Raw genomic sequence first — 22,794 nt, 5'->3', positions numbered from 1 at the left:
ACCCCAGTCCCCCAATCCCCCATCAACCGGAGCCCCCCCAAGAATGGAAAACGTTGACTACAGCCGTCATCGGCGCCGCCGAGCGGGGTGAGCGGGTGGCGGCGCTGACGCACCGATTGCGGCCCTCATGCCGCAGGCCGCGCCCCGTCAAACGCATCCTGCAGCAATTGCCGGATCGCCGCCCTCTCCAGCGGGCGCGGATTCGGGTACTGGTTCAGCAAGGCAAGCTCGCAAGCACGATCCAGGTCGCGGTCCCGCATGCCGATATCGCGCAGCGCAAGCGGTGCGCCATTGTCGCGGGCCAGATCGAACAGCGCTTGTGGCGCGCTCGCCGCGCCAAGCGCCGACGCCACCGTGGCGATCGCCGCCGGCGCGGCGCTCGCGTTATAGGCCAGCGCATGCGGCAGCACGATGGTGTGCACCTCGGCGTGCGGCAGGTTGAAGCTGCCGCCCAGCGTATGGCACAGCTTGTGATGCAGCGACATGCCAACGTTGGCCAGCACGCTGCCGCACAGCCACGCGCCATACAGCGCATCGCTGCGCGCGGCCAGCATGTCTGGCGCGCCGCCGCTGGCGTGCGCCTGGCGCAGGGCGGCAAGCGCGCGGCCCAGCGCGGCGATGCCTTCGCGCGCCATGAGGCTGGCGACGGGATTGGCGTCGCTCGCGTAGAGCCCTTCGGCGGCGTGCGCGATGGCGTTGATGCCGCTGGTCACGCTCAGCATCAGCGGCAGGCCGAGTGTGAGCTCGGGGTCGTACACCACGGTGCGCGGCAGCACGCGCGCATCGCGGCCGGTGCGCTTGATGCCGCCTTCGGTCAGGCCGAAGATCGGCGTCATCTCGGAACCCGAGTAGGTGGTTGGCACCGCCACGATCGGCAGGCCCGACTCCAGCGCGATGGCCTTGCCCAGCCCGATGGTGGAGCCGCCGCCGATCGCCACCGCGCCATCCGCGCCCAGGCGCGCGGCCTGCTCGCGGGCGGCGCGCGCGGATTCGATCGGCACGTGCATCACGGCACCGTCGAAGACGCCCGCGGCACGCTCGCCCAGCAGGTCCGCCACATGCTCGGCCTGGCCACGCTGGCCTGGCGTGGACAGCACCAGGACGCGGCGCGCGCCCAGCGCGTCGATCTCGGCGCCGAGCCGGGCCAGGGCGCCGGCGCCAAACACCACGCGCTGCGGACGACTTTGGTAGACAAAGGATTTCATGATGCGATGCTCAGTCGGCCACGATATTGCGGCTCTTGATCACGCGGGACCAGCGCTGCGACTCGCTCTTGACCAGCGCATTCATCTCCTGCCGGCCTCCCGCCACCACCTCGAAGCCGCCGTCGGCCAGGCGCTGCGCCACCTTGGGGTCACGCAGCGTGGCGCTCATATCCGCCGCCAGCCGGTTCAGGATGGCCTCCGGCGTCCTGGCCGGTGCGATCATGCCTACCCACGAATAGACTTCGAAGCCTTTGTAGGTCTCGGCAATCGCCGGCACCGCGGGCAGGTGCGCATCGCGCTTGGGCGAGGTCACCGCCAGCGCGCGCAGCTTGCCGCCCTGGATATGCGGCAGCACCAGCGGCAGGCTGGCGATCATCGAATCGACGTGGCCGCCAAGCAGATCCGAGATGGCCGGGCCGCCGCCCTTGTAAGGCGTGTGGATGCCGCTGGTGCCCGCGGTCTCGTGGAACAACTCGGCCGCCAGCTGGTTGGAGCTGCCGGCACCCACCGATGCATAGGAAACGGTGGCCGGCTTCTTCGCGGCGGCCACGTAATCCTGCAGCGTCTGGAACCGCGAGCTGACCGGCACCACCAGCACCATGGGCGAGCGCACCATGTATGACACGCCGGTCAGGTCACGCTCTGGCGCGTATGGCAGCTTGGGGTACATCGACGATTCGGTGGCGAACGAATCGAAGATCATCCCCACCGTGTAGCCGTCCGGCGCGCTGCGGGCGATGGCGCCGGTGCCGATGGTGCCGCCCGCGCCAGCGCGGTTCTCGATGACCACCGTCTGGCCAAGGCGGCCGCGAAAATCCTCCTGGACCATGCGGCCCACCTTGTCGACCGTGCCGCCGGCCGCAAACGGAATGATCAGCGTGACCGGCTTGGCCGGGTAGGTTTGCGCGTCGGCGCCGCCAACAAGGCCGAGCGCCAGCGCGGCGGTGGCCGCCAGGCGCCGCAGCAGCGCCTGGCCGCGTGCGGCGTGGGGTTGATCGGAATGGCTTGTCTCCAGTCTTGTTGTCATTTTGTCTTCCTGTTGCGGTAACCGCGCCTCGCCATCATGCATGCCGAGGCAGGTGCACGATGGCGTGCTTTTGCCAAAATTGCGAAGATAGCCCGAGCGAAAGGCGCGGATTCGATGCTAACCTGTCACATCGGTCGGGGCAATCCAGTCCGACCGCGAAACGCCTTTGCACAGGACGCACAAATGGAATCGGCAAAATTTGCGGAGAATCTTTCGATCTTTGTCGAGGTGGCGCAGGCGCGCAGCTTCTCCGCCGTGGCCCGCCGCAAGGGCATGGTGGCCTCATCGGTGGCCCGCCAGATCGACTCCCTGGAGAACGAGCTGCAGGTGGCGCTGTTTACCCGCTCCACCCGCGCGTTGGTACGCACCGACGCCGGCAACCTGCTGTTCGAGCGCGCGGTCAAGATCCTGCACGACATGACCGACGCACGCAGCGAGGTCACCTCGCTGGAGCAGGGCGTGAGCGGCCTGCTGCGCGTAAGCTGCCTGCCCGCCTTTGGCCGGCGCCACGTGGTGCCGCACCTGGCCGCCCTCTATGACAAGTACCCGCGCCTGGCCATCGAGCTGGACCTGACCGAGCGCATCGTCGACCCCGTGGTGGAGCGCATCGACCTGGTGATCCGCGTGGGCCAGCAGGCGGACAGCAGCCTGATCGCCCAGCGCGTGGCCAGCCAGCGCTACGTGATCTGCGCCTCTCCGGCTTACCTGGCGCGCCATGGCAAGCCGCGGCACGCCAGCGAGCTGGGCAGTCACCGGCTGATCGACCGCCGCCACAGCACCAGCATGCGCGGCTGGCGGGAGCTGCTGGACAGCGACGTGGCGCAGCAGGTCATGTTCGCCTTCGAGTGCGACGACTGCGACGCGCGGCGGCTATCGGTGCTGCAAGGGCTGGGCATTGCCCTGATGCCGGACTGGTCGATCGGCGGCGATATCGGCGATGGCCGCCTGATCGAGCTGGAGATGGATGGGCTGGCACCGCAACCGGAAACCGGCATCTACCTGCTGCGCGCGCTGCCGCGCGCCAGCGCCAAGGTGCGGGCGTTTTGCGAGCACCTGAGCGCCAGCATCGGCAGCCCGCCACGCTGGCAGGTGGCCATGGCTGCGGTGGGCGAATAGCGCCGGGCTGGATTGCACGGGATCGCGCAGGCGACCCTGGCCCCCGCGTTGGCCGCGCTATTCGCCTGGCAGCAGCCCCAGGGCAATCGCCGTGCGCACCGCCTGCAAGCGGTTACCCACATCCAGCTTGCGCATCACGTTGCGCATATGGTGGGAAATGCCATGCTCGGAGATGCCGAGGATCTGCCCGGCCTCCCAGGAAGTCTTGCCCAGCGCCACCCAACGCAGCACCTCCAGCTCCCGCGCCGTCAGCGACACCGCCGGCTCGGCGCGCCCGCGCGCGATCGCGCAGAAACGATCGAGCACGGCCTGCGTGATGGCCGGGCCGAACAGGCGCGCGCGGCAGACGGCGGCCTCGTCCTCGCCCGCGTTGCCATCGAGCGACAGCAGCGCCAGCGTGCCCATCTCGTGGCTTGGCATGCTGGCGGAAAAGGCAATGGCCGCGGTCAACCGGCGGTCCAGCTCGGCCCGTGCCAGCGCCGCGTCATCGGGGGTCCGCACCAGGGGTTCCGCGCTGCTGCACACCACCGGCCCCAGGGTATCGCGCGCCTTGACCACCAGCGCCGCCAGGGCCTCGCCGTGGGCTTCCAGCGGCAGGCTCGCGCCGCCCGGCAGGCTGGTCAGCGAACCGGCATGGGCCGCGCCGAAGCCCGGCAGCCCCTTGTAGCGCAAATAGAAATGATTGAACCCGAGCAGCCTGGCGGCGGTGCAGACGGCACTCGCCAGCCCCTCGATATCCTGGGCACGGTCGATGTCGCCAAGCAGCACGGCCAGGGCGGGGGGCGCATCCGCGGGAATCGCGGCGCCAAGCGAAATATCGGGAGAACGCATGTGTGAAAACCGCCGCTCCTGCCGCGGGATGGCATCTGTCAGACGCCAATCATAAGCGCGTTTCCCGCACGGGCAGCGTAAAGCGGAATGTGGCGCCCGGACCCGGCTGCTCGTCAACCCAGATGCGCCCGCCGTGCGACTCCACCACCGAGCGGCAGATCGACAAGCCCATGCCCAGGCCCTCGGGCCGGGTGGTAAAGAAGGCGTCGAACAGGTTCGGGATGTTCGCCGGCGCGATGCCCGGGCCCGTGTCCTGCACCGTGCAGAGCAGCCGCGGCGGCGCGGCGCAGAGCCGTTCGCATCGCACCAGGATCGAACGCAGGCCGGCTGGCATCGCCGCGCAGGCCTGCATGGCATTGAGCAGGAGGTTGATCAGCACCTGCTGCAGCTGGATGCGATCGCCCAGCACCGCCGGCAAGCCCGGCACCACATGGGCGGACACCGCCACGCCCTGGTTGCCCATTTCGGGCATCAGCAGCTCCAGGGATTCAGCGAGGGCGGCGCCCAGGTCCACGGGTGCGCGCTGCGGTACACCCTTGGCCGCCAGCGCGCGCGTGCGGCCGATGACGGCGCTGGCGCGCCGGCCCTCGCTGATCATGCGCTGCACCGCGCTGCGCGCCTCCTCCAGGTTGGGTTGCGCCCGGTCCAGCCAGCGCAGGCAGGCTTCCCCATTCGTGATGATGCCCGCCAGCGGCTGGCTGACTTCGTGCGCGATGGATGCCGTCAGTTCCCCCAGCACGGCGATGCGCGACACGTGCGCCAGTTCCGCCTGCGCCACGCGCAGCACTTCCTCGGCGCGGCGGCGCTCCGTGATATCGACCACGGTGCCGACAAAGCCCAGGCTGTGCTCGCTGCCCCGGCGCGGCTGTCCCACGCAGATGAGGTGCTTTTCTTCGCCGTTGTGGCACAGAATGCGGAACTCCTGCTGGAACGGCGTGCCCTCCTTGCAGGCGCGAGCCATGCCGGCGAGCACGCGGGCACGCTCGCCGGCATGGATCATCGCCACCAAGGTGTGCATGCCCGGTGTGCCGGGCGCGGGGTCGAGCCCGAAGAGCCGGTACATCTCCGCCGACCAGCGCATCTCGCGCCGCGCCGGCCACCATTGCCAGCTGCCGGTCTTGCTGATGCGCTGGCCCTCGGCCAGGGAGGCCTCGCTTTCATGCAGGCCGCGCCGCCTCGCACGGGCGTTGCCCAAGCTGCCTTTGCGCAGCGAATGACGTGGGGCATAGGGTCTGCGCATCGTGATCACGCCTGCGCCGCCGCGTTGGTCAGGCCAAGCACGTGCGCCATCACCACCAGGTCGGCAAAGGTGCGCGCGCCCATCTTCTTCATGGCCTGCGCGCGGTGGATCTTGACCGTGACCGTGCTCAGGCCCACGTCGTCGGCAATCTGCTTGTTCATCAGGCCCGCTGCCGCCCTCGCCATGACTTCACGCTCGCGCGATGTCAGCGTCTCGAACGCAGCCTTCAGTTCGCGCCCGCGCCGTTCGCAAGCGCGTCGCTGCACGTCCCTGCCAATGGCTTCCGTCACCGCATCGAGCAGGTCCTGGTCGCGGAACGGCTTGGTCAGGAAGTGCGTTGCGCCGGCCCGCATCGCCATGACCGACATGGCAACGTCCGCGTGGCCGGAGATAAACACCACCGGCACCGGGCAGCCCACCTCGGCCAGCATGGCCTGCAGCTCCAGCCCGCTGGCCCCCCTGAGGCGTACATCCAGCACCAGGCAGCACGGCACATCGGGAATCGGAAAGCACAGGAACTCGGCCGCGGAGGCAAAGGTCCTGACCTGGATGTCCATCGAGCGGAACAGGCTGGCAATGCCATCGCGCAAGGCCGCGTCATCGTCAACGACCAGCACCACGCCGTCGTCGACAAGCCAGGCGCCGCCGGGACTGGGATAGCTGCCGGATATCGCCATGCCGCGTCCTATGCCCGGCACCTGGGGAAAAGGCATGCGACGATCATTTGAATCCTCTATTCTCAAACTCCGGGAAAAACGGCAACGCGAGATGCGCCAACCTGCCTGGCGGGCAGCGCGATTCTTCCCTATCCGCATGAGGCCGGCCATTGTCCAGGGGTGTACACGGCCCATCCCTGGGTGTAGCCGGGACGCGAGCCCATGCAAAGGACACCTCGCCAGCCTCACAATGCCGGCTGATATCGGCTGCCTCGCGTCGATTCTGCAATCGTTTGCATTGTGGATGAAAACACCGAAAGATCAAGGCCGAAAACATCGCCGCGCCGGATCCGCACAACTCCAAAATGGCCTGCAGCCCTTGCTGCGCATGGCTTTGAAGCCGATGGCCCGTGCCCACTACAAGGATGTGTAGTTGACCACCGTTGCGATTCCCGGAAGATGCGGCTTGCTTGCCTGCGCGAGCCGCCTAGTGCGCCGGCGGCGCAGTCGAGCCGCGTACGATCAGCTCCGGGCGGAGCACCACGCTGGCAGCCTCGGCCTTCGCGTTCTCGATGCGCGCCAGCAGCAGCGTCGCCGCCTGCACGCCCATCTCGTGAACCGCAATCCGGATAGTGGTGAGCGCAGGCGTGAGCGCATCGACAAAGGGCATATCGTTGTGGCCGATCACCGAGACGCGCGCGGGGCATGCAATCCCGGCCTCGCGCAGGTAGTCATAGCATCCCAGCGCCACCAGGTCGTTGCCCGCGGCGATCGCGGTCAGCGCGGGAAACTGCTCCAGCAGCGCGCGGCACGCTTCGCGCCCCGCTTCGCGGCCGTAGCTTGACGCTTCCACGATCGCCCATTCGTTCTTGCGCAGCTTGTGCCGGCGCACCGCATCGATAAAACCCTGCTTGCGCTGGTGGCCAGTGGACAGCGAGTCCGGCCCGGCGATATGGCCAATGCGGCGATGCCCGAGCGCCACCAGATGATCGACGGCGAGCCGCATCCCGAGCAGGTTGTCGCTCACCACGCAGGGCACCCGGCCGAGGTCTTCGCCGCGATTGACCATCACCACGGGGATGTTCTGCTTGACGCAGTAGTCCAGCACGGCATCCTCGCGCTCGGCGGTCGCCAGGATCAGGCCGTCGACCTGGCGGCCCATCATCTGGTCGATGACAAAACGCTGGCGCGTCTTGTCGGCGCCCACATTGACCACGATGGGCACATAGCCATGCGAGGCCAGCACGCCCTCGAGCCCGGCCAGGATCGGCGGGAACACGGGGTTGGAGATATCCGGCAGCACCACGCCGATGAGCCCGGAGCGCTTGGTGCGCAGCCCGGCGGCGATGCGGTTGGGCCGGAAACCGAGCTCGTCGGCCATGCGCAGGATGCGCTCGGCCACCTCATCGGCGACCAGGTGCCGCGTGGCGGCGTTCATCACCCGGGAAACGGTGGAGTAATGGACATCCGCCTTCGCCGCCAGGTCCTTCAGGGTAATGCGCTTACGCTGGTCCATGCGGGCAGGGAGGCTGGTGTGAGGTGAGTGAGAACATGCCATTTTAAGCGAAGACGCACGCGCCGGGCCCGCTTGCCTGCCAACCTTCCCGCGCGCCTCCTACTGCCCGGCCTGCACGCCGGACTGCCGCACCACCGGCGCCAGCTTGGCGATCTCCGCCTTGATGTAGCGCTCGAACTCCTGCGGCGTGGACGTGCGCGCTTCGGCGCCTTGCACCGACAGCCGCTCGCGCACCTCCGGCGTGGCCAGCGCCTTGCCGATCTCGCCATTGAGCGCGGCCACGATCTCCTTGGGCGTGCCCGCGGGCGCCAGCACGCCGAACCATGACTCGAAGGCGTACCCCGGCAAGCCCGACTCCGCCACCGTCGGGATGTCCGGCAACGCGGTAGCCCGCTTCGGCGTGGTCACCGCCAGCGCCTTGAGCTTGCCCTGGCGCACGAACGGCATGGCGGAGACAGTGGGCGCAAACATCAGGTCGACACGGCCCGCCATGACATCGGTCAGCGCCTCGCCCGTGCCCTTGTAGGGAATGTGCGCGATATCCACGCCGGCTTCCATCTTGAACAACTCCCCGCTCAGGTGCGTCGAGCTGCCGGACCCGGCGGAGTCGAAGTTCATCGTGCCAGGCTTGGCCTTGGCCGCTGCCACCACATCCTTGACCGAACCCAGCTTGCTGGCGCTGTTCACCACCAGCACGTTGGGCACCGTCGCCACCAGCGTCACCGGCGCGAAGTCCTTGACGGTGTCGTACGACAGCTTGGGATAAAGCGTGGCATTGATGGCATGCCCGACCGATACCAGGATCAGGGTGTAGCCATCCGGCGCGGCCTTGGCGACCAGCCCCGCGCCGAGCGTGCCGCCCGCACCGGGCCGGTTCTCCACGATCATCTGGTAGCGGCCGGATTCGCCCAGCTTGTTGCCGACGATGCGGGCGAGGATGTCGGTCGCGCTGCCGGATGAGAATGGCACCACCAGGCGGATCGGCTTGGCGGGATACTGGGGCGGCTGGGCGAGCGCGCCCCCGGCGCTCACCGCGAGGGTGGCACACAGCAGGATGTTTCGAATCACGGTTGTCTCCTCCACCGCCTCGGGTCCGGCCGGATCGTGGTCCGGCCGGGCCGGGCGGCGCGATGGTCAGTTTCGAGGGTTAGAAATTGTGGCGCATGCCTAGCGCAAAGGTTTGCGGATCGGCGCCTGCCGAAACGCCGAGGCTGTTGATCGCGAAGTCGTAGATGGCGTATTTCCTGTTGTTGATGCGGCTGTAGTAGGTAAAGAGCGCGGTGCGCTTTGACAGCGGGTAGTCATAGCCGACCGTGAACTGGGTGGCGCCGGTCTGCGCACCGCTGCGAAAGAACCCCACCGTCTCGGTGGCATTGCCGGCGCCATTGCTGGCCAGCGCGAAACCCAGCCTGATGCTGCCGGGCCCGAGCTTTTGCACCACCGAGGTGTAGTACCCGTTGCGCGTCAGGTCGCCCGTGGCGGTACGGTAATGCAGCCGCTCATACAGGGCGGAGACCTTGGTGCTGGCGGACTGGTAGGACACGCCCACCTTGATGGCATCGTCGTTGCGGCCCGCCGTCTGGTAGTGCTGGTGAATCTCGTAGGCCAGCGCCACGTTGAGCGGCCCGCGGTCATAGGTGGTGGCGAACGAGTAGAGCGCCGGGTTGCGCGGCGTGGTGAGCTTTTCCTCGGGCACGCCCCAGCCCACGCCCGCGCGCAAGCCCCTCCATTCCGGGCTGCGGTATTGCACGATGTTCTGCTCGCGGCGATCGAAGGAGTGCGTGTCCTGGATGTTGTTGGTGCTCGATGCCGAGCCGTTGCTGATCAGCGCCATATACCCGGCGGTGGTCGGGTAGTAGGGGTCGTATTCCATGGTGGCTTCCGTGTAGGGCGTGGTCCAGTGCCCCATGAAAAACGTACCGTAGTCACCGCTCAATCCAATGCGAGAGTTTCGTCCCGCAATCTGCCCGGCCCCGTTATCGATCGACAGGTTGCTCTCGATCTGCCAGATTGCCTTGAGAGAGCCGCCAAGGCCCTCCTCGCCCCGCAAGCCGAAGACCGACCGGTTATTGGTCAGCCGTCCGGTGCCGCCCAGCACGGCGCCGTCGGTGGCGGTGCTGGCGCGCGAATACTCGATGCTGGTGTTGAGCCGCCCATAGACCGTTACCGTGGATTGCGCATAAGCGGGCCCGCACACCGTCACCACGGCGAGCGCCCCGGCGCCAGCCATCAGGACCGGCCACCGGTGCCGGGGCGCGGGGCTCGCCGCGCTGTCCTTCGTTGTCTCCTGCCACCCATGCAACCGGTTCCTCCGATGCCCCCTATGCCTCCAGGCATTTCCCATATCTCTCTTCCCCTATTGCGAATTCGCGGCGCGTCCGTCCGGTCAATTTGAAGCGTATGCAAACGTTTGCAATCAAAGTAAAAATTCAAGGCGGATACGGCATGGCCAGCAGCAGCATGGCGGGACGGTTGCCGGGATTCTCCACCTTGCGGGCTTCACCCGGCGCCAGGCAGACCGAGTCGTACTGCGACAGATGCGCGACCTGCTCCCCGTTGCTGATGGTGACTTCCCCCTCCAGCACCACATAGTGCTTTTCCATGGGCGAGGCATCCAGCCCGGTATGGCCGCCCGGCAGGATCACCGAGACACCGAGCCAGAGCGACGCCGACGGCCCGGCCTCAAACCCCTGCAGGCGCAGGCAGCGCATGCCCTCGTGGCCGGGCGGGAAATAGGCCGGCGCGGCGGCGAACCGGGTCGTGTTCATGGCATCAGCACCACGCGTTCCGAGGCGCCTTGCAGCACCGTGCGGTAAGCCTCGGCGGCGCGCGCCAGCGCGAAGGTGTAGTCCGCGTGCACAGGGAAGGGCCTGAGCTGCCCGGCCGCGAACATGGGGCCGAGCTGATCGAAGACCGCCGCGCAAGCGATGCTGTCCATGGCTAGCGTGTCGATGCCCACATACGTATGCTGCCCGCGGTAGAAGGCGAAGATGTCGAACGGCACGGCGCGGTCGATGGTCGAGATGAAGATCTGCGCGGCACCGATCGCCATGGCCTTGTTGGCTTGCTCGAAGTATGGGCTGCCGACCGTGTTGTAGACGATATCCGCGCCGTGCCCGTCGGTCTCGTTGCGCACCACTTCGGCGATGTTGTCGCGGCTGGCGTCCAGCATGCGCACGGTGCTGCTGGCGTGGCCGCGAAACGGCCCGGCCTCGCGCTCCACGGCGAAGACGCGCGCGCCCAGCGCGGTGGCAATCTGGATGGTAGCCTGGCCAACCTTGCCGTTGCCGCCGCACACCAGCACCACGCTGCCCGCCTTCGGCAGGCCGGCGCGGCGCAGGCCCTCATAGGCGGTAACAAACGGCACGCCAACCGCGCCGGCTTCTTGCAAAGTCACATTGGCGGGCTTCTCGCGTACCGCGGCGACGTCGAGCGTCAGGTAGCGGCTGTGCGTGCCATCGCGGCGAATGCCAAGCTCGCCGCCGCTGCCCCATACTTCCTTGCCCAGCAGGTGCGCGGGGCCGTCCACCACCACGCCGGCGTAGTCGCGGCCGGGCACACGCGGCCATACGGCGTGCGGCATCAAACCCAGCGTGGCCTTGACATCGCTCGGGTTGACGCCCGCGCTGGCGACTTCGATGACGCATTGGCCGGAGCCGGGCACGGGCTTGGCAATGCCAACGAACTCGAGTTGCAGCGCGTCGATGTTCGCTGCCTTCTGGGAGACGCGGATAGTGTTCATGATGATGTGATGTTTGTGTATGTGTATGTGTATGTGCTTGTGTATGTGCTGGCCTGTTCGTTCATGCCGCCCGCAGGCCGAGCGTGGCCCGGGCCTCGTGTGGCGAGGCCAGCGCGCCGCCCAGCGATTTGATGATGTCACGCGCCTTGGCGACCAGCGCTGCGTTGTCCGGCGCGAGCACGCCCTTCTCCAGATAGATGTTGTCCTCCAGGCCAACCCGGACATGCCCGCCCGCCAGCCACGCCTGCGCCACGATCGGGAACTCCGCCCGGCCAACGCCGAAGGCGGACCAGTGCGCGCCCGGCGGCAACATATTGCGTGCGTAGAACAAGGTCTCCGGCGTGGCCGCGAAACCATATTTCACGCCGAGCACGAAGGTCCACAGGCCGGGGCCGTCCAGCACGCCCTCCTGGATGAAGTCGCGCGCCATGTGGAGGTCGCCGGAGTCGAAGATTTCAAGCTCCGGCATGACGCCCGCCTCGCGGATGATGGCCGCCATCTTGCGTACGTTCCGGGGCGTGTTGATCACCACGTCCGCACCGGAGTTCATGGTGTTGAGGTCCAGCGAACACACATCGGGGCGCAGCGCGGCGATATGCGCGACGCGCACTTCCGGGCGCACCAGGGTGGTGCCCGGCGCGGCGTTGCGGGGTTCGTCCTCGCCCGGCACGAAGCGCCCGCCCGGGCCGGTGGTCAGGTTGATGATGAGCGCCTTGTTGCGCTTGCGGATCAGCTCGATCACCTCGGCGTAGTACTCGAGCGCCATGGATGGGCGCCCGGTCTCGGGGTCGCGCACATGGATGTGGGCTGCAGCCGCGCCCGCCTCGGCCGCCTCCAGCGCCGCCGTGGCGATCTGCGCCGGCGTCACCGGCAGGCCGGGATGTTGCTCCGGGGTAACGATATTGCCGGTGACGGCGCAGGTAATGATGGTCTTTCTGCTATGCATGGTGAACGTGTTGGTGTCTTGCTGCCTGGAACAATGTGTGGGGGGCGGGATCAGCCAAGCTGGCGCCCGCCGTCGACCACGATGGTGGTGCCGGTGGAAAAGCGCAGCGACGTGGCACAGGCCACGATGGCATCGGCGACGTCATCCGGCTTGCCGATGCGCTTGAGCGGCGTGGTCCTGGCAGCGCGCTCGTTGAAGGCGCTGTCGCGCCCGGGCACGAAATCGGTGTCGACCACGCCGGGCGATACGTTGAGCACGCGGATCTCGGGCGCCAGCGCGCGGCCCAGCGATATGGCCATCATGTCGAGCCCTGCCTTCACCGCGCAGTACGCCACGTTGCTGCCCATGCCGGTGCGCCCCGCGATGGACCCCACGTTGACCACCAGCCCCTCGCCCGTTGCCTTCAGGTGCGGCGCCATGGCGCGGATCGCGGCGAACTGGCCGCGCCAGTTCACCGCGAACATCTCATCGATCAGCGCATCGTCCAACGCATCGAGGTCGGCATGCGCTACCGCCTTGGTGAAGCCCGCGCTGTTGACCAGCATGTCGATGCGGCCGTACTTGCGCTGCACGTCATCGGCCAGGCGCACGAGCGATGCGGTATCGCTGATCTGCGCCACCGCCGCAAGATGGTTGCCCGGCGGCAGTTCGGCCACCGCGCGCGCGCAAGTCTGCGCATTACGGCTGACCAGCACCACGCTGGCGCCCAGGGTGGCAAGCTTGCGGCCCGTCGCCATGCCGATGCCGCCGGTGCCGCCGAGGATCACGGCAACCTTGCCGCCAAGTTGCGGGGTCGAGCCTTGTTGTTGAATGGTCATCGTCAGTTCTTCCGTGTTCGGTAATCAGTCGATCGGCGGCGTCGGGAAGGTCTGCTCGCCCGGCTCCAGCACAAAGTTGAAATCCAGCGTGTAGAACGGCGCGGCGAAACCGCCCCATGGGCTGGTGCCTTCGTCCACACGCCGGAAATGGCCCACTAGTTCGCGGTGCACGCCAAAGGTCACGTCCGACTCCAGATGCTCGGAATCGTCGGCGAATACCTGCGTGACCAGCGTGCGATAACCCGGTGCCGCGGCGATGAAATGAATGTGCGCCGGGCGGTACGGATGGCGGTTCTGTTCGGCCAGCAGCTGGCCGACGGGGCCGCCCGTCGGCACGGGATAGCCCGCCGGGCGCACCGTGCGGAAATGGAAGCGGCCTTGCGCATCGGCCCGAAAGGCGCCGCGCAGGTTCTTGTCCGGTTGCGAGGGGTCCTGGTTGTCATAGAGGCCAACCGGCGAAGCCTGCCACGCTTCCACCAGCGCGCCGGCCAGGGGCTCGCCGGCGGTGTTGCGCACTTGCCCCCTCACGAACAATGGCAGCCCCGGCGTCTCGCCTTGCACCACGCAATCCCCGCACGCGTAGGACGGCGCGCCGCCGCGATAGAACGGGCCCAGCAGGGCGCCCGGCGTGCGGCCATCGGTGATGCCGTTGTTCATCAGCGTCACCAGCGTTGACAACCCGAGCACATCGGCCGCCAGCACGACCTCGTTGTTGGTTGCGTTGGTTGCATGGCCTAGCGCCGCGACAAAACGCAGCCCGAACTCGAACTCCTCGTCGCTGGGCCGCACCTCCCTCAGGAACGCGTGCAGATGATCGACCAGCGCGTCGACGACCTCCCGCAGGCGCGGGTTGGTGGTATCGCGCATCGCCTGCTTGACCAGTTGGCTCAGCGTGTGTTCGTCGTCCACCACGGACAGGCCGCGGCCGAGCCTCGGGGCAAGTGTCGTCTCCATATTCATCTCTGTTTTCCGTTTTATGCAAACGTTTGCATTATGGGCCGGGTTCTGGAAAAATCAAGAAAATTTGCAATTGGACAAGCACCCGCGTCCTATGCTGTAGTACGGGCGAGCGCCCTCCTCTTCACAAACATGAACCCCGCCATGCCGACCACGCCACAGTCCTCCCCGCCCACGCAACCGCAGGCAATCGCCAGCCAGGTGTTCAAGGGCGCCATGCTCAGCCTGGTAGCGGGCTACGTCGATGTGGTCGGCTTTATCGCCCTGTTCGGCCTGTTCACCGCGCACGTCACCGGCAACTTTGTCATGCTCGGCGTGGCGCTTGCGCACGCGACCGGTGGCGTGCTGGCCAAGCTGCTGGCGCTGCCGGTGTTCGCGCTATCGGTGGCTGCGACGAAGATCGCCGTCGATACGATGCAGGCGCGCGGCAGGCCGCCGCTGCCGCCGCTGCTGGTCACGCAAGGCTTGTTGCTTGCCGCCTTCATGCTGGCGGGGTGCGTGGCCTCGCCCATGGCCTCGCCCGACATGCCATCGGCCATTGCAACCGGGATGCTGGGGGTGGCTGCCATGGCGGTCCAGAACGCGCAATCCCGGATCGTGCTGACCGACCATGTGCCGACCACCATCATGACGGGCAACAGCACGCAGGTCATCATCGACCTGGTCGAGCTGCGCAGCGCCTCGGCCGACAAGGTGGCCGCGGCGAAGAACCGGCTGCGCAAGATGGTCCCCGCCATCGCTGCATTCGCGGCCGGCGCCGTGTCGGGCGCGTATGCCTATGTGCAGGCGTCGTACTGGTGTCTTGCCGTGCCGATCCTCATCCTGCTGGCGCTGGCGTATAGCTACCGGGCCGGCCCCGCCGCGTCCCTGGCCGGCAGACAGGCGTAGCGCCAGGATGCAACCATGGGATGCGTGCCTGAGCCGGCGTCGGACGCCCGCCGCGATGTGTCCTATAGTTCAAAGCCAGTGGTGGCGCAAGGAGATGCACCATGGCGACCTGGAAGCCCGATCCGAGCTTTTACCCCTCCCCTCGCCTGGCAGCAAAGGCGCCGCCCGAAGCACTCGCCTATGTGGCGATGTTCGATCCCACGCGTACCCAGCCTGACGGCATTGCCGTAGTCGACGTCGATCCTGCGTCCAAGGCCTACGGCACCATCGTCGGCCAGGTCATGGTGCCCAACGCGGGCGACGAACTGCATCACTTCGGCTGGAACGCCTGCTCGTCCTGCCTGTGCCCGAACGCCCCGCACCCGCATATGGAGCGGCGCTACCTGGTGGTGCCGGGCCTGCGCTCTTCGCGCATCTACATCATCGACACCAAGCCCGATCCGCTGCGGCCTGCCATTACCAAGATCATCGAGCCGGGCGAGCTGGCCGAGCGCACCGGTTACTCGCGCCCGCATACCGTGCATTGCGGCCCCGGCGGCATCTACGTGACCGCGCTGGGCAACGCAGAGGGCAAGGGGCCGGGCGGCATCATGCTTCTGGACCAGCAGGGCTTCGACCCGCTCGGGCAATGGGAAGTGGAGCGCGGCCCGCAGCATTTTGCCTATGACGGCTGGTGGCACCTTGGCTTCGACACGCTGGTGACCAGCGAATGGGGCACGCCGGACATGATCGAGGACGGCCTGGTGCCGGAGATCCTGCTCGCCTCGCGCTATGGCAGGCGGCTGCATTTCTGGGACATGACCAAGCGCAAGCATCTGCAGGAGATCGACTTTGGCGAGGAATACCAGCTTGTGTTCGAGCTGCGCCCCGCGCACGACCCCACCAAGGCGTACGGCTTCGTCAACTGCGTGATCAGCCTGAAGGACCTGTCCTCATCCATCTGGGTCTGGTATCGGGACGAAGGCAAATGGGCGATCCGCAAGATTATCGATATCCCTGCCGAGGCTGCGGACCCCGACCTGCTGCCGCCCATCCTCAAGGGTTTCAAGGCGGTGCCGCCGCTGGTCAGCGATATCGACCTGTCGATGGACGACCGCTTCCTCTACGTGTCCTGCTGGGGCACCGGCGACCTGCTGCAGTACGACGTCTCCGACCCGTTCGCGCCCAGGCAGACCGGCTGCGTGCGCATAGGCGGCATCGTCTCGCACGCCACGCATCCGGGCGCAGGTGGCGCCGCGCTCAACGGCGGCCCGCAAATGGTGGAGGTCAGCCGCGACGGGCGGCGCATCTACTTCACCAACTCGCTCTACGGCGCCGTCGATGCGCAGTTCTACCCGGAGGGCATCGAGGGCTGGATGGTCAAGCTCGACGCCGCGCCCGAAGGCGGCATCCGCTTCGACCCACGGTTCTTCCTGCGCTGGCCGGCGGGCCATCGCCCGCACCAGGTCAGGCTGGAAGGCGGGGATTGCTCGTCGGATTCGTATTGCTTCCCGTAGCCGCATAACGCCATAACTAACTTCATAACTAACGACATAACCGACGCCATTGCGCCCCTGCCATGTTCGCCACCACAGGCGTGCCGCTGGGCACGCAGTTCGCCACGCAGTGGTCCGCCCTGTGGCCGCTCTGGTGGCCGTGGCTGGCCATCGCCGCGCTGGGCCTGTTCCACGGCGTCAATCCCGCCATGGGCTGGCTGTTTGCCGTGGCGCTAGGGCTGCATCGCGGGCGGCGCAAGGTGGTGCTGCTGGCGCTGCTGCCGATCGCGCTCGGCCACGCCATCGCGGTGGCCCTGGTGCTGGCCGCCACGCTCACGCTTGGCAGCCTGCTAGATCCCCAATGGCTGGCGCGCGCCGGCGGCGCGGTGCTGATCGGCTGGGCTGCCTGGCATGCGCTGCGCGGCCATCGCCAGCGCCCCCGCGTAGGCATGCAGGCCGGCATGGCCGGGCTGGCGCTATGGTCGTTCCTGATGGCGGGCACGCACGGCGCGGGGCTGATGCTGGTGCCGGTGCTGCTGCCGCTGTGCCGCGCCGCCGGCGCTCCGGCGGCAGGCGGACCGCTCATGCCAGCGCTGCTGGCGCTCGGGCTGCACACGCTGGCCATGCTGCTTGCCATCGGCACCGTGGCGCTGCTGGTATACGACCGCATCGGCGTGGGTTTCCTGCGCACCGGCTGGATCAACCTGGACCGGATGTGGACGGTGGCGCTGGTGGGCTGTGGCGCGGCATTGCTGTTGATGGCGTAGGCCGATGGCAACCCGATAGAATCGAGGGCCTATCGATTTAGCGCAGGTTTTTGCGCAGGGTTTAGCGCATATGCAAGCTATGCAGTCTCTGACTCCGGTGCGATTGGCCCGGCTGGTGTTCGCCGGCCTGGCGTTGGCTTTGTCGCTCCCGGCAAGCCCGGCATCGCAACAGTGCGACAGGAGCCGTTTCGTGATTGCCATTGATGCGGGACATACAGCCAGCCACCCGGGCGCAACGAGCGCGCGCGGCGTGCCCGAGTTCGCGTTCAACACGCGCCTGGCCGCAACGCTGGTGCCGGTGCTGGCGGGCATGGGGTTCGCCAACGTCATCCTGACCAACGAGCGCGGCGCGGATATCTCGCTGACAGACCGCTCCGAGCTGGCAAATCGCCGCGGGGCGGATCTGTTCCTGTCGCTCCATCACGACTCGGTCCAGCCGCGTTATCTATCCGCATGGACCCATGAGGCCAAGCCGCAGCGCTACAGCGACGACTTCAGCGGCTACTCGATCTTTTACTCCGGCCAAAACCAGCAGCCAGACGAGAGCCTGCGGTTCGCGCGCGTGCTGGGGTCCGAACTCCACAAGCATTGCCTGCGCCCCACCCTGCACCATGCCGAACAGATTGAAGGCGAGAACAGGGAACTGGTCGACCCGGACCTGGGCATCTACAGGTTCGATGCGCTCAAGGTCCTGGCCACCACGAAGATGCCGGCGGTGCTGTTCGAAGCCGGGGTGATCGTCAACCGCGCCGAGGAAACCCGGCTGGGCGATCCGGCGTACAGGCAGATGATGGCCGAGTCGATCGGCGCGGCGGTCGCCCGGTTCTGTGCCGGCGACAACGGTGCGGCAACAGCCGTTGCTCAATCATGCTTTCCTCCCTGATAGCGCCCGGCAGCGGCCCGCGAACGCGACGGGCCGGCCCAGCCGCTACCACAAGTTTGGTCGCTCAAAAGCAATCCCTTTCAAAACATACGAAATGCGAATCAATCGTATTCAATCGAGTACATTAGACGGCCGATGTTCTCTTGATTGCCGTCATGGTTGTTTTCCCATTTTCCGTTCGCCGCTTCGCCTGGCATGCCGGCCTTGCGCTGCTCCCCGTTGCTCAGGCCGTCCACGCGGCATCGCAGGACGCGGCCGCACCGACCGAACTGCCTGAAGTGCGCGTCAGCGCCAGCAATAGTGGGTACATGCCATCCGTCTCCAGCGGTGCCACCCGAACAGAAACGCCGCTACACGAGGTACCCCAGTCGGTTCGCGTCGTGACTTCGCAACTGATCGACGACCTGGGTGCAACGCGCCTGTCCGAAACCGTGGACTACGTCAGCGGTATCGCCCGCCTGAACGATTTTGGTGGTACCTGGGACAATTACGCGATCCGCGGCTTCAGCAGCACCGATATGGGTTTTCTGGTCAATGGCTTCCCCGGTGCCCGCGGCTATAACCCAATGCGAGACACAGCCACTGTGGATCGGTTCGAGTTCCTGAAAGGCCCGACCGCAGCCCTCTATGGCAACAGCGAACCCGGCGGCACCATCAACATCGTGACCAAGAAGCCGCAGTTCACCCGGGCCAATACCGCAGACCTGAGTATCGGCACGCTCGGTTTCCGGCGCGCGGCGCTGGACAGCACCGGCCCAATCACGGAGAACGTGGCCTACCGGCTCAATGTCATGGCGGAAGACGGGGCCAGCCGCAGCTCGCTGCTGGACAACAGCAAGTACCTCGTAGCCCCTGCCTTCGCGTGGGTAATCGACAACAAGACGCTATTGCAGTACGAGGGCGAGTTCATGCGCGCGCGCACGCCGCTGGACCGGGGCCTGATCAACGTCAACGGCCGCATCGACCTGCCTCGCGACCGCGTCTTGGGTGAACCAGGGGACCCCAATCTGCATCTGTCCAGCGACACCCATCAGCTCACACTGGACCGTGAACTGGCGCCTGGCTGGCGCACGCGCATCGGCATGAGCTACAAGGAATCCGGCTTCTACGGCGAAGCCGCAGAGTTCGGCAGCCTGCTAGCCGATGGTCGCACCCTGACCCGCCGCAACAGCTGGCGCAGCCTGCCGTCGCGGGACACCTCGGCACAGGCCGAAGTGGAAGGCAAGTTCCAGACCGGTGGCCTGGGGCACACCATGCTGGCGGGAGTGGACGTATCGCGCCTCTATATGGGCATGGATATCGCCTACTCCAGCGTTGCATCCAACCCGTATGCCATCGACATCTACCAGCCGGTGTACGGCCAGCCGCAGCCGCCGGTGGCGCCGAGCATCAGCACCCGCGAGAATCAGCGCAGCCTCGGTGTGTACCTGCAGGACCAGATCGATCTCTCCGAACAATGGAAGCTGCTTGCCGGCGTGCGGCTGGACAACTATCACCAGACGGTGGACAACCTGATCACGGCGAAATCCACCAGTCAAAGTCAGAGCGCGGTGTCGCCACGCGTGGGCCTGACCTGGCTGCCGCGCGCGCAGACCTCGCTCTACCTGTCGCTGGGCAAGTCCTTCCGTCCCAACAGCGGTGTGGACGAGGCGGGGAATGCCTTCGACCCGCAGCAAGGCCGGGCGCTGGAGGCCGGCGCAAAGTGGCAGTCTGCCGACCAGCGGCTGGGTGCGACGCTGGCTGTGTTCGATATAGTCAAGCAAAACGTGCTGACCCGCAGCCCCACCAATGCCAACTTCAGCGTGGCTGCAGGCGAGGTGCAAAGCCGCGGACTGGAGTTCGATGCGTTCGGCCAACTCGACACGCACTGGCGCGTTAGTGGCAGTTTCGCTCTCATCAACGCCAAAGTAACGAAGGACAACGCCATTGCCGTGGGCACGCGCCTGACCAACATCCCCAAGGTAAGCGCGAGCCTGCTGGCAATCAGAGAGGACGCAATGCCGCTAGGCGGGCGCTACGGTGTAGGCAGCGGCCTGGTCTACGTGGGCTCGCGCTCCGGCAATGCCACCGACACCTATTCACTGCCTGCCTATGCCACCGTCAAGCTGGTGACATACTGGCAGATTGATCGTCGCACCCGGATCTCGCTGGACGTACACAACCTGTTCAACAAGAATTACTACCCGGCATCATGGGGAAACCTTGCGGTCACCCCGGGCCTGGGCCGGCAGATCGTAGCCGGCCTGCGGTACCAGTTCTGAAGAAAACCGCCCATGCCCAGCACAGAGATGCTGTTTCGTTGTCCGATTGAACGGCATGGCCTGCGCAGGCGACAATCCGGCCATCCCGCTCTCCGGTTTTTGTTCGAGAGCACGGAGAGCGCCCCTGATGTTCGTCACCTTGAAAGGGGTGCCTCTTAGAACTGCACGGTGGCATTCGCCAGGAATGTGCGCGCCGCACTCGGCAACACAAAGCCGCCGTAGGTGGTAGTCCAGTAGCGACGATCGAACACATTGTTGACCGCGGCCCGCAACGTCACCGTCTTGCCGGCGTAGCGCGTGGTGTACCTGGCGCTCAAGTCCGCGGTGGTATACGACGGCACGTACTGGGTATTGGCCGCATTCACCCACATGGCGCCGGTGACCTTGGCGCCGGCCGCCAGCGTCAGGCCGCGCAGGAAGGGCGCGTCGTACTCCACGCGGCCACTGACGATGTAGCTGGGGGTGGCATAGATGCGCTTGCCGTTGACCGCGGGATCATCGATGCCGGTGGCCTTGGTGTCGAGCCACAGCACGCCGCCCATCACCCGCCAGTCGCGCGCCATGCGCACCCAGCCGCTGGTGTCCAGGCCGGTGTAGCGCTGGGTGCCGTCCTGCACGAAGACGTTGGCCGTGTTGGTGTACTCGTAGCCGCGGTCAACGCGGAACAGGGCTACGTTGGCACCCCAGTCGCGGCGCTCGGTCTTGTAGCCAACCTCATACTGCTTGCTCTTGAGCGGGCCATAGGTCTGCGGGAAGTTGGCGTTGGTATTGCTGGCCGAGCCGCCTTGCTCGAGCGACTCCACATAGCTGACATAAGCGGTGGAGTCGTTGTCGGTCTTGAACATCAGGGCCACGGTGGGAGTGACCGGCTTGGCGCTGTAGCTCGCCGTGACATTGGCCGAACTGTCGAAATTGTCCTGGCTGAAATCGGTGTAGCGCAGGCCCGCCAAGACCGAGAAGCGCTGGGTGAACTGGATGGTGTCGCTGGCGTAGATGGATTTCTGCGTGATCTTGTAGTCGCGGTACGGCTGGTACACCAGGCCGGAAGCCTGGTTGGCCAGCAGCGTGGGATTGTAAAGATTGTTCTCGCCCAGGAAGATGCCGTCGGTGGCGCCAACGCCTGCATCGTTGACGCGCACCTGGGACTGGTAGCCCACGCCGAACACCACGTCGTGCTGGATGCTGCCGGTGGAAAACCTGCCCTGCACCATGCCGTCATAGGCCTGGTAGTAAAACGCCGACTTCCAGTTGTACTGGGTGTCGGAGAAATTGCCGGCGGCATCGTTGACAAAGATGTAGCTGTCCCCGCTGAAGCGGCTCTCGCGCGCGAAGCGGTACTTGAAGCTGGTCTTCCACTTGTCGTTGATGCGGTAGTCCACGCCGGTGCCCACCGTGGTGGTCTCGGTCTCGTGGAAGCTGTAGGGCTGGACGAAGCGGCGCGAAACCTTGCTGGCATCGGCGACCGGCAGGCTGGCGTCGAACCCCAGGCCAAACAGGGTGCCGTTGGTCTTGCGCTTCCAGTACATCACGTCGGCGCTCAATGTCAGGTCCGGCGTCATGCGGAAATCCGTGGCCAGCGATACCACCTCGCGACGCAGCTGCACGCCCGGATCGGCCGTGCGGCCTTCCTCAAAGGCTGCGTTGAGGCGATAGCCAAAGCGCTGGTCCGGCCCGAAGCGCCCGCCCAGGTCGATCTTCTCGCTCCACACGTTGTTGGCCTGGTAGCCCACGGTGAACTGGCGCAACGGCTCGTCGGTGGGGCGCTTGACCACATAGTTGATGATGCCGCCGGGGCTGCCAAAGCCGTACATGAAGCCCGACAGGCCCTTGAGCAGCTCGACCTGCTCGAACGGTTCCAGCGGCAGGTCGGTGTTCCAGGAAACGAAGTTCTGGCCGTCCACCTTGGTGCCGTTGAGCAGGTCGATGGCCATGCCGCGCACGGCGAAATAGGCGTTTTCGGTACGGCCGTTCTCGCCCAGGATGGACACCGCGGGATCGTACTTGAACACGTCACTGGCGGTCTGCGCCATGCGGTCCTGGATCTCTTCGCTGCTTGCCGCCACCACCGAGAACGGCGTGTCGACAGGCTTGCGCTCACCCAGCGCTCCACCACCAATCCTCTCCACCTTGGCCGGCTCGGTCAGCCGCTCGGCCATGACGGTGGCCACTGGCAAGGTGGCATCGGTTTGCGTGGCTGCCGGCATGGCGGTCTGCGCCAGGCTGGCGGCCGGCAGCGTGGCAAACGCGACGGTCAGGCCAAATACAGCGCTGGCAATGGGCGAAAGGCGGGGCATTGCCTGGCATGCGGCGGCGCGCAGCGGCAAGCGGCGGTGATTAGACATCGGCGGAAACGTCCTTGGGAAGGTTGGGTCTGGCGGGAACCTGGGCTGCAGTGTGGTGCGAAGCGCCAATCTATTTGCGAATACGAATGCAAATGAGAATGGTTCGCTTTTTTATCACAAACAG

Annotated in this window: 22 protein-coding genes; 7 read left to right on the top strand and 15 right to left on the bottom strand. The window is 66.5% G+C overall.

Annotated elements, in window-relative coordinates; translation table 11 throughout:
• Window positions 1–125: 125 nt before the first annotated feature.
• Both A9975_RS23675 and A9975_RS23670 read right to left on the bottom strand, forming a co-directional pair.
• Window positions 126–1,205, bottom strand: coding sequence for a maleylacetate reductase (locus A9975_RS23675; protein WP_183034943.1), 1,080 nt, complete (start codon window positions 1,203–1,205; stop codon window positions 126–128).
• A gap of 10 nt (window positions 1,206–1,215) precedes the next feature.
• Window positions 1,216–2,232: a tripartite tricarboxylate transporter substrate binding protein gene (locus A9975_RS23670; protein WP_183034942.1), complete on the bottom strand. Its 1,017-nt coding sequence runs from the start codon at window positions 2,230–2,232 to the stop codon at window positions 1,216–1,218.
• A gap of 183 nt (window positions 2,233–2,415) precedes the next feature.
• Here A9975_RS23670 and A9975_RS23665 point away from each other — a divergent pair, with 183 nt between their 5' ends.
• Window positions 2,416–3,348 carry a LysR family transcriptional regulator gene (locus A9975_RS23665; RefSeq protein WP_183034941.1) on the top strand — a complete coding sequence of 311 codons (933 nt, stop codon included), beginning with the start codon at window positions 2,416–2,418 and terminating at the stop codon, window positions 3,346–3,348.
• 57 nt (window positions 3,349–3,405) lie between these two features.
• Here A9975_RS23665 and A9975_RS23660 read toward each other — a convergent pair whose 3' ends face one another.
• The 3 genes from A9975_RS23660 to A9975_RS23650 are packed head-to-tail and all read right to left on the bottom strand — an operon-like array spanning window position 3,406 to window position 6,096.
• Window positions 3,406–4,179, bottom strand: a complete 774-nt coding sequence (locus A9975_RS23660; RefSeq protein WP_183034940.1) for a helix-turn-helix transcriptional regulator — start codon at window positions 4,177–4,179, stop codon at window positions 3,406–3,408.
• Between the two features lie 49 nt (window positions 4,180–4,228).
• Window positions 4,229–5,374 (bottom strand): PAS domain-containing sensor histidine kinase, encoded by a 1,146-nt coding sequence (locus tag A9975_RS23655; RefSeq protein WP_183034939.1) that lies wholly within the window; start codon window positions 5,372–5,374, stop codon window positions 4,229–4,231.
• Window positions 5,375–5,424: 50 nt separating this feature from the next.
• A complete protein-coding gene (locus A9975_RS23650) occupies window positions 5,425–6,096 on the bottom strand; it encodes a response regulator transcription factor (protein ID WP_183034948.1) in 672 nt (223 codons plus the stop codon).
• 229 nt (window positions 6,097–6,325) lie between these two features.
• On the opposite strand from A9975_RS23650, the gene A9975_RS23645 reads away from it, so the two are divergent.
• Window positions 6,326–6,508, top strand: a complete 183-nt coding sequence (locus tag A9975_RS23645; RefSeq protein WP_183034938.1) for a hypothetical protein — start codon at window positions 6,326–6,328, stop codon at window positions 6,506–6,508.
• A gap of 54 nt (window positions 6,509–6,562) precedes the next feature.
• On the opposite strand, the gene A9975_RS23640 is transcribed toward A9975_RS23645, so the two are convergent.
• The 8 genes from A9975_RS23640 to A9975_RS23605 all read right to left on the bottom strand — a co-directional run bounded on the left by A9975_RS23640 (window position 6,563) and on the right by A9975_RS23605 (window position 14,051).
• A complete protein-coding gene (locus A9975_RS23640; RefSeq protein WP_183034937.1) occupies window positions 6,563–7,591 on the bottom strand; it encodes a LacI family DNA-binding transcriptional regulator in 1,029 nt (342 codons plus the stop codon).
• Window positions 7,592–7,690: 99 nt separating this feature from the next.
• A complete protein-coding gene (locus tag A9975_RS23635) occupies window positions 7,691–8,659 on the bottom strand; it encodes a tripartite tricarboxylate transporter substrate binding protein (RefSeq protein WP_183034936.1) in 969 nt (322 codons plus the stop codon).
• A gap of 79 nt (window positions 8,660–8,738) precedes the next feature.
• Window positions 8,739–9,821: a porin gene (locus A9975_RS23630; protein WP_183034935.1), complete on the bottom strand. Its 1,083-nt coding sequence runs from the start codon at window positions 9,819–9,821 to the stop codon at window positions 8,739–8,741.
• Window positions 9,822–10,020: 199 nt separating this feature from the next.
• Window positions 10,021–10,359 (bottom strand): cupin domain-containing protein, encoded by a 339-nt coding sequence (locus A9975_RS23625; RefSeq protein WP_183034934.1) that lies wholly within the window; start codon window positions 10,357–10,359, stop codon window positions 10,021–10,023.
• The gene (locus A9975_RS23620; protein WP_183034933.1) at window positions 10,356–11,333 is read right to left on the bottom strand and encodes a zinc-binding alcohol dehydrogenase family protein; all 978 of its coding nucleotides are present in this window, start codon (window positions 11,331–11,333) and stop codon (window positions 10,356–10,358) included. The genes A9975_RS23625 and A9975_RS23620 overlap by 4 nt, the downstream gene beginning before the upstream one ends.
• 61 nt (window positions 11,334–11,394) lie before the next feature.
• Window positions 11,395–12,279: a 3-keto-5-aminohexanoate cleavage protein gene (locus A9975_RS23615; RefSeq protein WP_183034932.1), complete on the bottom strand. Its 885-nt coding sequence runs from the start codon at window positions 12,277–12,279 to the stop codon at window positions 11,395–11,397.
• Between the two features lie 50 nt (window positions 12,280–12,329).
• Window positions 12,330–13,097, bottom strand: coding sequence for an SDR family NAD(P)-dependent oxidoreductase (locus tag A9975_RS23610; RefSeq protein ID WP_183034931.1), 768 nt, complete (start codon window positions 13,095–13,097; stop codon window positions 12,330–12,332).
• 24 nt (window positions 13,098–13,121) lie between these two features.
• Window positions 13,122–14,051 (bottom strand): dioxygenase, encoded by a 930-nt coding sequence (locus A9975_RS23605; RefSeq protein WP_183034930.1) that lies wholly within the window; start codon window positions 14,049–14,051, stop codon window positions 13,122–13,124.
• Between the two features lie 147 nt (window positions 14,052–14,198).
• Here A9975_RS23605 and A9975_RS23600 point away from each other — a divergent pair, with 147 nt between their 5' ends.
• The 4 genes from A9975_RS23600 (at window position 14,199) to A9975_RS23585 (ending at window position 18,067) form a co-directional block, all read left to right on the top strand.
• Window positions 14,199–14,942, top strand: coding sequence for a YoaK family protein (locus tag A9975_RS23600; RefSeq protein WP_183034929.1), 744 nt, complete (start codon window positions 14,199–14,201; stop codon window positions 14,940–14,942).
• Between the two features lie 101 nt (window positions 14,943–15,043).
• Window positions 15,044–16,438 carry a selenium-binding protein SBP56-related protein gene (locus tag A9975_RS23595; RefSeq protein WP_183034928.1) on the top strand — a complete coding sequence of 465 codons (1,395 nt, stop codon included), beginning with the start codon at window positions 15,044–15,046 and terminating at the stop codon, window positions 16,436–16,438.
• A gap of 62 nt (window positions 16,439–16,500) precedes the next feature.
• On the top strand, window positions 16,501–17,184 hold the full coding sequence (locus A9975_RS23590; RefSeq protein WP_183034927.1) for a hypothetical protein: 684 nt from the start codon (window positions 16,501–16,503) through the stop codon (window positions 17,182–17,184).
• Window positions 17,185–17,299: 115 nt separating this feature from the next.
• Window positions 17,300–18,067, top strand: coding sequence for an N-acetylmuramoyl-L-alanine amidase (locus A9975_RS23585; protein WP_183034926.1), 768 nt, complete (start codon window positions 17,300–17,302; stop codon window positions 18,065–18,067).
• A gap of 101 nt (window positions 18,068–18,168) precedes the next feature.
• On the opposite strand, the gene A9975_RS38165 is transcribed toward A9975_RS23585, so the two are convergent.
• Window positions 18,169–18,303, bottom strand: a complete 135-nt coding sequence (locus A9975_RS38165) for a hypothetical protein (protein ID WP_255503407.1) — start codon at window positions 18,301–18,303, stop codon at window positions 18,169–18,171.
• A gap of 144 nt (window positions 18,304–18,447) precedes the next feature.
• Between A9975_RS38165 and A9975_RS23580 the strand changes: the two genes are divergently transcribed.
• Window positions 18,448–20,328 carry a TonB-dependent siderophore receptor gene (locus A9975_RS23580; RefSeq protein WP_370565343.1) on the top strand — a complete coding sequence of 627 codons (1,881 nt, stop codon included), beginning with the start codon at window positions 18,448–18,450 and terminating at the stop codon, window positions 20,326–20,328.
• Window positions 20,329–20,483: 155 nt separating this feature from the next.
• Here the strand turns inward: A9975_RS23580 and A9975_RS23575 are convergent, their stop codons facing one another.
• Window positions 20,484–22,670, bottom strand: a complete 2,187-nt coding sequence (locus A9975_RS23575; RefSeq protein WP_183034924.1) for a TonB-dependent siderophore receptor — start codon at window positions 22,668–22,670, stop codon at window positions 20,484–20,486.
• Window positions 22,671–22,794: the final 124 nt, after the last annotated feature.

It is taken from the genome of Cupriavidus sp. UME77 (genome assembly GCF_014170355.1).
Taxonomy (GTDB): Bacteria; Pseudomonadota; Gammaproteobacteria; order Burkholderiales; family Burkholderiaceae; genus Cupriavidus; species Cupriavidus basilensis.
Note: the sequence above shows the minus strand (reverse complement) of the source record. Positions and strands in the feature narration are given on the sequence as shown.